Origin of the sequence: Micromonospora ferruginea (assembly GCF_013694245.2) — a bacterium.
In the GTDB taxonomy this organism is placed as follows: Bacteria; Actinomycetota; Actinomycetes; order Mycobacteriales; family Micromonosporaceae; genus Micromonospora; species Micromonospora robiginosa.
On sequence record NZ_CP059322.2, the window covers coordinates 6077893 to 6091019 of the forward strand.

Genomic DNA, 13127 nt, shown 5'->3' on the forward strand with positions numbered 1-13127 from the left:
GCGCTGAGACGCCGTGCGGTGCCGCCCACGTAGTGACATGCATTGACCCGCGTCGGCCCTTGAATTATGACCAACTTCTACGCCGAATGGGAGACCGCGTCGGACAGGCTCGCCCTGATGCGCCGGAGCAGACGGCGCGCGAGGTCATCTTCCGTCCGGAGATTCACCGGCAGGTCAGGAACCGACCAACTGGACGTCAACCGCGCCGGGTCTGCTGTGCGTACCCATCGACGACAGGAGACGGCGTTGCGACGTACCCTTTCCGCTCTCGGCCTGGCCGGCACGCTGCTCGCGGCGGCGGCCGTGGTGGTGCCGACCGTGGCCACCCAGGCCGGCCCGGACCGCGCCGAGCGGCCCCGCGCGACCCAGCGGCCACTGGTGATCGGCCACCGCGGGGCCAGCGGCTACCGCCCGGAGCACACCCTGGAGTCCTACCGGCTGGCCATCCGGCAGGGCGCCGACTTCATCGAGCCGGATCTGGTCTCGACGAAGGACGGCGTTCTGGTCGCCCGGCACGAAAATGAGATCTCCGGTACGACCGACGTGGCCGGCCACCCCGAGTTCGCCACCCGGAAGGCGACGAAGACCATCGACGGGGTGGCGGTGACCGGCTGGTTCACCGAGGACTTCACGCTGGCTGAGCTGAAGACGCTGCGGGCCAAGGAGCGGCTGCCGCAGGTGCGGGTGACCAACGCCGCGTTCGACGGGCGGTTCGAGATCCCCACCTTCCAGGAGGTCGTCGACCTGGCCCGGACCGAGTCGAAGGCCCGTGGCCGGACCATCGGCGTCTACCCGGAGACGAAGCACCCGACCTACTTCGCGTCGATCGGGCTCGCGCTGGAGGAGCCGCTGGTCGCGGCGCTCCGCAGGAACCGGCTTACCCACCGGAACGACCCGGTCTTCGTGCAGAGCTTCGAGACCGCCAACCTGCGCAAGCTGGACACGATGATCGATGTGCGGCTGGTCCAGTTGATGGATGCGACCGGCGCGCCCTACGACCTGACCGCGGCCGGCGACCGCCGGACCTACGCGGACCTGGCCACCGCCGCCGGCCTGGCCTGGGTCTCCCGGTACGCCGACGGCGTCGGCCTGAACAAGAACCTGATCGTGCCCCGCGACACCGCCGGCCGGCTGCTCGCGCCGACCCCGGTGATCCGGGACGCGCACCGGCTGAACCTGGTGGTGCACGCCTGGACGTTCCGCGCCGAGAACCAGTTCCTGCCGCTCGACTTCCGTCTCGGCGCCGACCCGAACGCGCGCGGCGACATCACGTCCGAGTACGAACTCTTCTTCGGACTTGGCCTGGACGGCGTGTTCGCCGACCAGCCCGACACCGCCGTGGCCGCCCGCGCCGGCCGCTGACCCGCACGATCGGGTTCAGGGCGTTGTCACGCAGGCTGCTGCCGCTCGGAACTGCTGCCGGCCCAGCCCGGGGCAGCCCTTCGTTCTGGTGCCTTTGGAGCTGATGGCAGAAACGACTCAGGCTGCGTGGTCGGCCTTCGCGGTCGTTGCTGCCGCAGATGTGGGCTTCCCGAGCGGCCCTCGGCGGTGGTTCTGGCGTACGCCGAGTTGTGGCGTCGGGCCGGGAGGGTCGACGGGCGAGTCGTTGCTGACATCAGCTCTGAAGGCGGCGAGGGCAAATCCCGCGTGATGCCTACGACGGGTGCGGGGGAGGTGACCAATGCTCACCATCGGCAAAGCGTTCCAAGAAACGGACATTTCATCCAATACTGGCCTGGTTGTCCTGCGACAAGGGCAGGCGCTGTACGGGGGTTTGTGAATGTCCATTCCGACGATGACACGTGCGCGGCGCCGGTGGTGCGCGGCCGCCGCCCTGACCTTGGTGGGCGGCCTGCTGCCGCTCATCGGCCCGCAGGCGGCGACGCCGGCCCGGGCCGCCGACGCCACCCACGCGACGCTGGTCGTCAACAAGGGCGGCGACCGCACCGGCGAACAGGCCGTCGGGCCGCTGGCCGGCGCCACCTTCGACTTCTACGCGGGCACCAGCGGGACGCGACCCGGACCGGGCGCCACCCCGGACGCGTCCTGCACCACCGACGCCACCGGCAGATGCGCGGTCGACGTGCCGGGGCGCACCGGCACGAACCAGGGCTACTGGATCGTCGAGCGCAGCGCGCCGAGCGGCTGGCGGGTGGTCGACAGCCTGGTCACCGGCAACGGCGGCAACGCGCCCTACCAGTCCACGCCGTACAACGGGGTGTTCACCGGGGCGGTGGCCAACAACCGGACGTACACCTTCCCCGCGGTGACCACCGGGAACACCAACCGGACCGCGCGCGGCTCGATGTGGGCCGACGAGCGCGACAATCCGGCCCTGCCGGCCTCGTGCGGCCTGCGCGTCGCGCTGCTGATCGACGTGTCCGGGTCGATCCGGCCGGACCTGCCGGTGGTGAAGAACGCCGCCAACGGCTTCGTGGACGCGCTGACCGGCACCCCGTCGGAGATCGGGCTCTACACGTTCTCCACGAACGCCGAAGCGGTGCTGAACCCGGTGCCGGTCTCCGACCAGAGCGGCGCGAACACGGTCAAGGCCGCGATCAACGGCCTCACCGCCAACGGCTCCACCAACTGGGACCAGGGCCTGTGGCAGATCGCCGCCGCACCCTACGACTACGACGCGGTGATCGTCCTGACCGACGGCAACCCCACCGTGTACGGCCCGCCGCCCGCCCAGGGATCCGGCAGCTTCACCCGGTTCGTGGAGGTGGAGAACGGCATCTTCTCCGCGAACGCGGTCAAGGCCAAGGGAACCCGGGTCGTCGCGGTCGGCGTCGGCGCGGGCGTCTCCGGCGCGCCGGACAACCTGATCGCCATCTCCGGCCCGGTGGCCAACTCGGACTACTACCAGACCGACTACGACCAGCTCGCCGCCGTCTTCCGGGAACTCGCCCTGGAAAACTGCCGGGGCACGGTCAGCGTGGTCAAGATGGTGATCCCGCCCGGCGGCGGTGACCCGCTGCCGACCGGCGGCTGGACGATCTCCTCCAGCAGCACCGACGTGACCCCGGCGAGCGCCGTCACGGACACCGCCACCGGCGCGGTCAGCCTCGCCGTCGACCTCGGCGGACAGCCCAGCCGGGCGGTGGCGATCGCGGAGACGCCGAAGCCCGGGTACGCCCTGGTCCAGCAGGACGGCCTCAACGCCACCTGCACGGCCGGCGGCCAGCCGGTGCTGGTGGCCAACGTCGGCGCCGCCGGGTTCAGCGTGAACGCGCTCGCCAACGACGCGGTGACCTGCGTGATTGTCAATCAGGCCGAGCCCGAGCCGGCCTCGGTGGTGGTGAACAAGACCTGGGTGGTCAACGGTCAGAGCTTCCCGGACCCGCAGCAGGACGCCTCCATCCAGGCCGAGTTGCTGCTGCCCGGCGTCGACCAGCCGGCCTGGGGCGTGGAGTACCACACCTTCCAGGCGGGGCAGTCGATCGTCGTCGACGAGAAGATCACCGCGCTGCCGCCCGGCTGCAGCAACACGGCCAGCGGCGACCTCGGTGAGCAGACGCTCGCCGCCGGCACCAACACGTACCAGATCACCAACACGGTGACCTGCGAGACGAAGCTGATCCTGGCCAAGTCGGTGCAGAACCCGTACGGCCCGCCGGCGCCGCCGGCGACGGCCTGGGACCTGACCGCGTACGGGCCGGACGGGTTCACCGTGAAGAGCGGCGACCCGGCCCGACCGGTCGTCGCGGAGGCGATCTACTCGCTCGGGGAGAGCACCGTCCCCGGCTTCACCCAGACCGTCGTGCCGGGCGCGACCATCGTGCCGCCGGCCACCGGTAGCTGGAGCTGCGGCGTCCGGGACCGCACCGGGCCGGGGGTCAACCCCGACTTCGGCGGCGAGAACGGCCAGGTGGCCGTGCAGATCGGCCAGACGGTCGTCTGCACCGCGGTCAACCAGGCCCAGCCGGCGTTGTTGACGCTGGTCAAGGAGGTGCGCAACACCCACGGCGGCACCGCGAAGCCGACCGACTGGGTGCTCGCCGCCACCCCACCGGCCGGCTCCGCCACACCGGTCACCGGCCGCAGCGGCGATTCCGCGGTGACGAAGGCGACGGTGAACCCGAACCTGGCCTACACGCTCGCCGAGAGCGGCGGCCCGACGGGGTACGAGCAGGTCGGCGCGCCCACCTGCGTGCTCACCGGCACGTCCACCCCGGTCGCGACGCCGGACAACGTGCTGACGCCGACGTTCGGTCAGGACGTCACCTGCACGTTCGTCAACGCCGACGTGCCGGTGCCACCGGCCACCGGCACGGTCACGCTGGTCAAGGAGGTGGCGAACACCTACGGCGGCACCGCGAAGCCGACCGACTGGGTGCTGAGCGCCACCCCGCCGCAGGGTTCCGGGGCGAACCCGGTCAGCGGGCGCAGCGGTGAACCGGCGGTGACCGACGCCGCGGTGACGGCCGGCGTGCCGTACGGGCTCAGCGAGAGCGGCGGTCCGGCCGGGTACGAGCTGACCGGGCTGCGCTGCGTCTTCAACGACACCGGCGAGCCGGCGCCCACCCCGGGCAACGTGCTCACCCCGGCCGCGGGGCGCGGGTACACCTGCACCTGGCGCAACGGCCAGCTCGACCCGAACGGGGCGCACCTGACCCTGGTCAAGAAGGTCTGGGGCAAGGCCGCTGCGACCGACTGGACGCTGATCGCGGCGCCGGAGAACGCGGCGACCCCGATCAGCGGCCCGTCCGGCAGCCCCCAGGTGACCTCGGTGCCGGTGCGGGTCGGGGTCGGCTACCGGCTCGGCGAGTCGGGCGGCCCGAAGGGCTACCAGCAGGTCGGACCGCCGGAGTGCGTGCTCACCGGCACCGACACCCGGGTGTCGGTGGTGAACGGGGTGGTCACCCCGGCGCGGGGGCAGGACATCACCTGCACGTTCACCAACCGGACGGTGGAGAAGCCGTTCCCGCCGTTCCATCCCGGCAAGCACCTGCCGGTCACCGGCATGAAGCTGACCGGGCTGATCGGCGGCGGCGCGCTGGCGGTGACCGCCGGTGTGGTGCTGACCGTCCTCGGCTGGCGGCGACGCCGGACGACGTGACGGACGACGGTCGGCCGGTGACCGGCTGACCGGTACGACGGCGGCCCGGCGGGGAGTTTCCCGCCGGGCCGCCGCGCGTCCGCCTCCGCGATGGTCCGGGCCGACATTCCGGCCGGGCTGCGCGTGGTGGGCCCGGCCATCCCGAGTCGGTGGGGTTACGAGGTGGTGTCCCACGTTGTAACGTGCGGCCATCCCGCTCCGGAGACTTGTGTGCTCCGGCCACATAGCCCGTGGGTGACGTCACTTCTAGCGTGAGCCGACAACTGACATTCCCCTGTCCTCACCTGGAGTCGCAATGACGATCCGGCACACGCGACGGGTGTTCCTTTCCGCCGCCACGATGATGGCGGCCGCGCTGGCCGCCACGGCCTGTGGCAGCCCGCAGGACACCGCCTCCGGCGGCGGCGACGCCGCGCCGGTCAAGGTCGGCCTGGTCTACTCCCAGTCCGGGCCGCTGGCCAGCTACGGCAAGCAGTACATCGAGGGCTTCAAGGCCGGCCTCGACTTCGCCACCAAGGGCACCGGCAAGGTCGGTGACCGGAAGATCGAGGTGACCGAGGCCGACGACGCCGGCGACCCGGCCAAGGCGGTGTCCGCCGCCAAGGACCTGATCGGCAAGGGCACGAAGATCATCGCCGGGTCCACCTCCTCCGGGGTGGCGCTCCAGGTGGCCCCGATCGCCGCGCAGAACAAGGTGCTGTTCGTCTCCGGCCCGGCCGCCACCGACGCGGTGACCGGCGCGAACAAGTACACCTTCCGCTCCGGCAGGCAGTCGTGGCAGGACGTGGTGACCGCCAAGTCGTTCATCGGCGACGCGGCCGGCAAGAAGGTCGTCGTCTTCGCCCAGGACGGCGCGTTCGGCGACGCCAACGAGGCCGCCGTCAAGGCCGTGATCGGCGGTGCCGGCGCGAGCGTGAGCAGCGTCCGCGCGCCGGCCAGCGCCACCGAGTTCACCCCGTTCGCCAGCCAGATCAAGGCCGCCAAGCCGGACCTGCTCTTCGTCGCCTGGGCCGGCACCACGGCCGGCGCCATGTGGCAGACCCTCGACCAGCAGGGCGTGCTCGCCGCCACCACGGTCGTCACCGGCCTGGACATCCGCGCCTCCTGGCCGACGTTCGGCGCGGCCGGCAGCAAGATCTCGTTCCTGTCGCACTACTTCGACGGCGCCAGTGACACCGAGGCGGCCAAGGCCGCCAAGGCGAAGATCCCCGGCGGCACGCTCGACCTGTTCCACCCGGACGGGTTCGCCGCCGCGCAGATGGTCGTCCGGGCCGTGCAGGAGGGCGGCGACGACGTGGAGAAGATGGTGAAGGCGCTGGAGGGCTGGGAGTTCGAGGGCGTCAAGGGCACCATGAAGATCCGCGCCGAGGACCACGCGCTGCTCCAGCCGATGTACCAGGCCAAGCTCACCGGCAGCGGCACCACGTTCACGGCCACCGCGCAGAAGACGCTGACCGGTGACGAGAGCGCGCCGCCGGTCGCGCAGATGAAGGGCTGAGGAATGCTCGCCACCCGCGGTCTGACCTGGCGGATCGGTGAGGTTGCCATCGTCGACTCCGTCTACCTCGACCTTCAGCCGGGGGAGTTCCTCGGCGTGATCGGGCCCAACGGCGCCGGCAAGACCTCCCTGTTCAACCTGATCACCGGCCTGCGCCGGCCCACCGAGGGCAGGCTCCTGCTGGACGGGGCGGACGTCACCACGCTGCCCCCGCACCGGCGGGCCCGGCTCGGCCTGGGGCGCACCTTCCAGGCGTCCTCGGTCTTCGGTTCGCTGACGGTGCGGGAGAACGTCCGGCTCGCCGTACAGGCGCACCGGGGTGGCTCGATGAAGCTGTGGCGGCGGGCGGCGGCCGACCGGGACGTGGCCGCCGCCGCCGACGCGGCGCTCGACCGGGTCGGCCTGCACCACCGGGGTACGGCGCTGGCCGGCACGCTCGCCCACGGCGAGAAGCGCAAGCTGGAGATCGCCCTGCTGCTCGCCGGGGAACCCCGGGTGATGCTGCTGGACGAGCCGATGGCCGGGGTGAGCGCCGAGGACGTCCCCGAGCTGGTTCGCGTGATCAAGTCGTTGACCGGGGACAGCGGCCGGGCGGTGCTCATGGTGGAGCACCACATGGACGTGATCCTGGAGCTGGCCGACCGGATCGCCGTGATGCACCACGGCGCGCTGCTGGCCTGCGACACCCCGGACACGGTGATGGCCAACGCCACCGTGCAGGAGGCGTACCTGGGGGAGGCGCTCTGATGGTCGAACCTGTGCTGTCGGTGGAGGGCCTGTCCGTGCGGATCGCCGGGCTGCACATCCTCCAGGGCGTGTCGTTCGAGGTGGCGCCGACCGGCGTCACCGTGCTGCTCGGGCGCAACGGCGTCGGCAAGACCACCACGTTGCGGGCGATCGTCGGCCTCACGCCGCGCGGCGGCGAGGTGCGCGGCACGGTGCGGATGGGCGCGCGGAGCCTGCTCGCCCGCCCCACCCACCGGCTGGTCCGTGGCGGCCTCGGCTACGTGCCGGAGGACCGCTGCGTCTTCGCCGGGCTCACCGTCGCGGAGAACCTGCGGCTGGCCGAGCGGCGGGGCACGACCCCGGCGTACGACAAGGTCTTCGCGCTCTTCCCGGAGCTGGACCGGCGCGGACGGCAACGGGCCGGCTCGCTCTCCGGCGGGCAGCAGCAGATGCTCGCCATCGGCCGGGTGCTCCTCAACGACAACCGGCTGCTGCTGGTCGACGAGCCGACCAAGGGGTTGGCGCCGAAGGTGGTGACCGAGGTGGCCGAGGTGCTGGAACGGGTCGCGGAATCCGTGCCGGTGCTGCTGGTCGAGCAGAACCTGGCGGTGGTGCGGCGGCTGGCGTCGGACGCGGTGGTGCTCTCCGCCGGCCGGGTCGCCTGGACCGGCGACGCCCGCGAGCTGCTGCTGGAGACCGCGCTGACCAAGTCGCTGCTGGGTGTCGGCGCTGCGGAGGTGCACTCATGAACACGGTCGTCCTGTTGACGCTGACCGGGCTGGGCCTGGCGGCGCTCTACTTCCTCGTCGCGTCCGGCCTGTCCCTGGTCTTCGGCCTCGCCGACGTGCTCAACTTCGCGCACGGGCTGTTCCTCGGCGTCGGCGCGTACGCGACCTGGTGGGCGGCGGGCAACCTGCCCGGCGCCGGGCCGGACGGTCTCGGCTTCGTGGTGGCGGTGCTCTTCGGGGTGCTGGCCGGCTCGCTGGTCGCGGTGCTGGTCGAGCTGGTGCTGATCCGGCCGCTCTACTCCCGCACCATCGAACAGGTGCTGGTCACCGTCGGCCTGTCGCTGGCCGGGGTGGCGCTGCTCCAGGCCACCTGGGGCGCGGACCCGCGCACCTTCCCGCGCCCCGACTGGAGCCGGAACGTCACCTCTGTGCTCGGCGCGCAGGTGCCGAACGCCGGGCTGCTGCTGATCGTCGCCGCCGTGGTGGTGCTCGGCGCGTTGCTGGCGTTCCTGCGCTGGACCCGGTACGGCCTGATCATCCGGGCCGGCGTGGAGAACCGGGAGATGGTGACCGCGCTCGGCATCGACGTGCGCAAGGCGTTCACGCTGGTCTTCGCGATCGGCGGGGCCGCCGCCGCGCTGGCCGGCGCGCTCGGCGGCGTCTACTTCGGCACCGTCTCGCCGGGCCAGGGCGGCTCGCTGCTGATCTTCGCCTTCATCGTGGTGGTGATCGGCGGGATGGGCTCGGTGGTCGGGTCCGCGTACGCGGCGGTCGCGGTGGGGCTGCTGCAACAGTTCGTCAACTACTACGGCACGTCCGGGCTGGGCGACCTCTGCGTGGTCGGCCTGCTCGCCGTGGTGCTGCTGCTGCGTCCGCAGGGCCTGGCCGGAAAGGTGGCTCACGCATGACCAACTCGGTGGTCGACGCGCCCCCGGCGCAGGTGCCCGACGAACTGACCCCCGGGCGTTCCCGTTGGCACGGCCTCCGCCCGTACCTGCCGTTGGTGGCCCTGGTGGTGGCCGCGGTGCTGCCGTACTCGACGCTGAACCTGCCGGGGATCTTCGAGGGGCCGCTGAACTCGCCCGGCACGCTGCAACTGCTCGCCATCTGCCTGGTCTTCGGCGGTCTCGCGGCCGGCTACGACCTGCTGTTCGGGCGCACCGGCATGCTCTCCTTCGGGCACGCGCTCTACTTCGCCGCCGGCGTCTACGGCACCGACGTGCTGGTCACCAAGGCCGGGCTGCCGCTGTGGCAGGCCGCGGTGCTGACCGTGCTCGGCGGCACCACGCTCGCCGCGCTGCTCGGCGCGGTCGCGTTGCGCACGGTGGGCATCGCGTTCGCCATGGTGACGCTGGCGTTCGCGCAGGTCGGGGCGATCCTGGTGGCCCGGGACTTCGGCGGGCTGACCGGCGGCGAGGAGGGCCTGCCGCTGGACGTGTCGGGCCTGCCGGCGGCGCTGGTCGGCGTCACCAACACGGTCAACCTCTACTGGCTGGCGCTGGCGTACCTGGCGCTGGTGGTCCTGGTGGTGCACCGGGTCAGTGGCTCGCCGACCGGTCGGGTGCTGGCCGGGCTGCGCGACGACGAGCGGCGGATCGGGGTGCTGGGGCTCGACCCGTACCGGTTCAAGCTTGTCGCGTTCACCCTGGCCGGCGGCCTGGCGAGCGCGGGCGGCGTGGTCTACGTGCTGATCGTGGGCGGCGCCAGCCCGCACATCACGAGCAGCGAGCTGACCCTGTCGCTGCTGGTCATGGTGGTGCTCGGCGGCCCGGGCACCCGGTGGGGCCCGGTGCTGGGCGGCATCCTCTACATGTACCTGGACCACCGCCTGACGGCGTTCGGCAGCAGCGACGCGGTGAACAGCCTGCCCGCGTTCCTGAGCCACCCGCTCAGCCAACCCCTGTTCGTCCTGGGCACCGTCTTCATCCTGGCCGTCTACTTCTTCCCCGGCGGCCTGGCCAGCCTCCGCTCCCGCCTGACCCCCCTCCGTCGGGCACTGACTCGTCGATCATGAGGTTGGCGGCGCGACACGCCCTGTCCGTTGCCGCTAACTTCATGGTCAACGGGGTTCGGTGGGTCAGGGGAGGGGTCGGGGATGGGTGCGGAGCGGCAGCGGCTGGCGGTGGTCAGTGGGGGTGGGACCGGGATCGGGGCCGCCGTGGCGCGAGGGCTCGTGGCGGACGGGTTCGACGTGCTGGTCGTCGGGCGGCGGGGGGACGTGCTCGCGGCTGCGGCCCGGGACATCACCGCCGGGAGTGGACGGGCGGACGCCGTCGTGCCGGTGGCCGCGGACCTGACCGACCCGGCGCAGGTGTCGGCGGTGGTCGACGCGGTCGGGGAGCGGACCGTGGACGCGGTGGTGAACAACGCCGGGGGCTATCTCGGCGGGCCGACCGGCACCCTCGGCGAGGTGGCCTCCTGGTGGCGCGCCAACCTCGACGCCAACGTGCTCACCGCCGTCCTGCTCACCGAGGCGCTGCTGCCCGCGCTGCGCCGCCCCGGCGGGCGGGTGGTCCTGCTCAGCTCGATCGCCGCCCAGCGCGGTGGCGGCGGGCCCTACTCGGCGGCGAAGGCGGCGCTGCACGGCTGGGCGTACGACCTGGCAGGGCAGCTCGGTCCGGACCAGATCACGGTCAACGTGGTCAGCCCCGGGTACGTCGCCGAGACCGAGTTCTTCGGCGACCGGATGACGCCGGAGGGCCACGCCAGGCGGGTGGCGGCCACCCTGGTCGGGCGGGCCGGGGTGCCGGACGACATCGCCGCCGCGGTCCGCTACCTGGTCGGCCCGTCGGCCGGCTACGTCACCGGTCAGGTTCTCGGCGTCAACGGCGGCTCCGTCCTCGGCCGCTGAACGCCGCGCCGGGCGGCGGCCCCCCGTGTGGCCGCCGCCGCCCCTGGTAGAAATGCCGGATGAGTCAGGACCGGATGGCCGTGCGGGACCGAGCCGAGGCGGTGCTGCGGCGGCTCGCGGGTGACCACGCCCGGCTGCGCGAGGACCAGTGGCGGGCCATCGAGGCGCTGGTGGTCGACCGGCGTCGGGTGCTCTGCGTCCAGCGCACCGGCTGGGGCAAGTCGGCGGTCTACTTCGTGGCCACCGCGCTGCTGCGCGAGCACGGCGAGCACGGGCCCACGGTGATCGTGTCTCCGCTGCTGGCGTTGATGCGCAACCAGGTCGACTCCGCCGCCCGGGCCGGCATCCGGGCCCGCACCATCAACTCCGCCAACCTCGACGAGTGGGACCAGATCACCGCCGAGATCAACGCCGGGGCGGTCGACGTGCTGCTGATCAGCCCGGAACGCCTGAACAACCCGGACTTCCGGGACGGCGTGCTGCCGAAGCTCGCCGCCACCACCGGGCTGCTGGTGGTGGACGAGGCGCACTGCGTCTCCGACTGGGGGCACGACTTCCGCCCCGACTACCGGCGGCTGCGGACGTTCCTGGCCAACCTGCCGGAGCGCACGCCGGTCCTCGCCACCACCGCCACCGCCAACGCCCGGGTCACCCGCGACGTGGCGGAGCAGTTGGGCGACGCGCTGGTGCTGCGCGGCACGCTGGACCGGGAGTCGCTGCGCCTCGGCGTCCTGGACCTGCCCAGCCCGGCGCACCGCCTGGCCTGGCTGGCCGACCACCTGGACCGGCTCCCCGGCTCGGGGATCGTCTACACGCTCACCGTGGCCGCGGCCACCGAGACGGCCGACTTCCTGCGCGGGCGGGGCTGGTCGGTGGCGTCCTACACCGGGCAGGCCGAGGACGCCGACCGCCGGGCCGCCGAACAGGACCTGCTGGACAACAAGATCAAGGCGCTGGTGGCGACAAGCGCGCTCGGCATGGGCTTCGACAAGCCCGACCTCGGCTTCGTGGTGCACCTCGGCGCGCCACCCTCACCGATCGCCTACTACCAGCAGGTCGGCCGCGCCGGCCGCGCCGTCGACCAGGCCGAGGTGCTGCTCCTGCCGGGCGTCGAGGACGCGGCCATCTGGCGCTACTTCGCCTCGCTCGCGTTCCCGCCCGAGGAGCAGGTGCGCGCCGTGCTCGCCGCGCTGGACACCGACCGGCCGATCTCCACCCAGGCCCTCGAACCGCTCGTCGACCTGCGCCGGGCCCGCCTGGAGCTGATGCTCAAGGTGCTCGACGTGGACGGCGCGGTCCGCCGGGTGCGTGGCGGCTGGCTCGCCACCGGCGAGCCCTGGGTCTACGACGAGGCCCGGTTGCGACGCGTCGCCGACGCGCGCGCCGCCGAGCAGCGGGCCATGCGGGAGTACGCGGCCACCACCACCTGCCGGATGCGCTACCTGCGGGAGGGGCTGGACGACACCGGGGCGGCGGACTGCGGCCGGTGCGACAACTGCGCCGGCCCGCTGTTCGACGTCGAGGTGTCCGCCGAGGCGCTGACCGCCGCGCAGACCTTCCTCGGCCGCCCCGGCGTGCAGATCGCGCCGAAGAAGCTCTGGCCGACCGGGATGGACGCGGTCGGCGTACCGCTCAAGGGCCGGATCGCCCCGGCGGAGCAGGCGTTGGCCGGGCGGGCCGTGGGCCGCCTGTCCGACCTGGGGTGGGGCGGGCGGTTGCGGAGCCTGGTCGGGCCGGAGGCGCCGGACGGCCCGGTGCCCGACGACGTGGTGGCCGCCGTGGTCGAGGTGCTGAAGGCGTGGGCGCACGGCGACGACCCGTGGCCCCGCCGCCCGGCCGGCGTGGTCGCGGTCGGCTCCCGGACCCGGCCGCGGCTGGTCGGTTCGCTGGCCGAGCGGATCGCCACGGTCGGCCGGCTGCCGCTGCTCGGCACCGTCGTCCCCACCGGCCCGGCCGGCGCCGACGGGCCGCGCGGCAACAGCGCCCAGCGGGTCCGTGCGCTGCACGACGCCTTCCACCTGCCGGACGAGTTGACCGACGCGCTGCCCGCGCTGGACGGGCCGGTGCTGCTCGTCGACGACCTGGTCGACTCCGGCTGGACGATGGGCATGGTGGCGCGGTTGCTGCGCCGGGCCGGCGCGCCGGACGTGCTCCCGCTCGCGCTTGCCACGGTGTAAGGAGGGGCCCCCGGTTAACGCTTTCGGTAGAGGAAGGGGCCCCGCTTAACACGGCGACCGGTGCGAGCGGCGCCACGGGGGCGTG

Annotated in this window: 9 protein-coding genes; all 9 read left to right on the forward strand. The window is 72.8% G+C overall.

Going from position 1 to position 13127, the window contains the following annotated elements:
- Positions 1 to 246: 246 nt before the first annotated feature.
- Entirely contained in the window at positions 247 to 1362 is a 1116-nt protein-coding gene (locus tag H1D33_RS27180) for a glycerophosphodiester phosphodiesterase (protein ID WP_181570482.1), read from the forward strand.
- Between the two features lie 433 nt (positions 1363 to 1795).
- Complete coding sequence (locus H1D33_RS27185) at positions 1796 to 5062, forward strand: VWA domain-containing protein (protein ID WP_181570481.1); 3267 nt, start codon at positions 1796 to 1798, stop codon at positions 5060 to 5062.
- 295 nt (positions 5063 to 5357) lie between these two features.
- Complete coding sequence (locus H1D33_RS27190) at positions 5358 to 6560, forward strand: substrate-binding domain-containing protein (RefSeq protein WP_181570480.1); 1203 nt, start codon at positions 5358 to 5360, stop codon at positions 6558 to 6560.
- Between the two features lie 3 nt (positions 6561 to 6563).
- On the forward strand, positions 6564 to 7307 hold the full coding sequence (locus tag H1D33_RS27195) for an ABC transporter ATP-binding protein (RefSeq protein ID WP_181570479.1): 744 nt from the start codon (positions 6564 to 6566) through the stop codon (positions 7305 to 7307).
- Positions 7307 to 8035, forward strand: coding sequence for an ABC transporter ATP-binding protein (locus tag H1D33_RS27200; RefSeq protein WP_181570478.1), 729 nt, complete (start codon positions 7307 to 7309; stop codon positions 8033 to 8035). Before H1D33_RS27195 ends, H1D33_RS27200 begins: the two co-directional genes overlap by 1 nt.
- On the forward strand, positions 8032 to 8922 hold the full coding sequence (locus tag H1D33_RS27205) for a branched-chain amino acid ABC transporter permease (RefSeq protein ID WP_181570477.1): 891 nt from the start codon (positions 8032 to 8034) through the stop codon (positions 8920 to 8922). The genes H1D33_RS27200 and H1D33_RS27205 overlap by 4 nt, the downstream gene beginning before the upstream one ends.
- On the forward strand, positions 8919 to 10028 hold the full coding sequence (locus H1D33_RS27210) for a branched-chain amino acid ABC transporter permease (protein WP_181570476.1): 1110 nt from the start codon (positions 8919 to 8921) through the stop codon (positions 10026 to 10028). Before H1D33_RS27205 ends, H1D33_RS27210 begins: the two co-directional genes overlap by 4 nt.
- 81 nt (positions 10029 to 10109) lie before the next feature.
- Positions 10110 to 10865 carry an SDR family NAD(P)-dependent oxidoreductase gene (locus H1D33_RS27215; protein WP_181570475.1) on the forward strand — a complete coding sequence of 252 codons (756 nt, stop codon included), beginning with the start codon at positions 10110 to 10112 and terminating at the stop codon, positions 10863 to 10865.
- A 59-nt stretch (positions 10866 to 10924) separates the two neighbouring features.
- Positions 10925 to 13042: a RecQ family ATP-dependent DNA helicase gene (locus H1D33_RS27220; RefSeq protein WP_307755265.1), complete on the forward strand. Its 2118-nt coding sequence runs from the start codon at positions 10925 to 10927 to the stop codon at positions 13040 to 13042.
- The last annotated feature ends 85 nt before the right edge of the window (positions 13043 to 13127 follow it).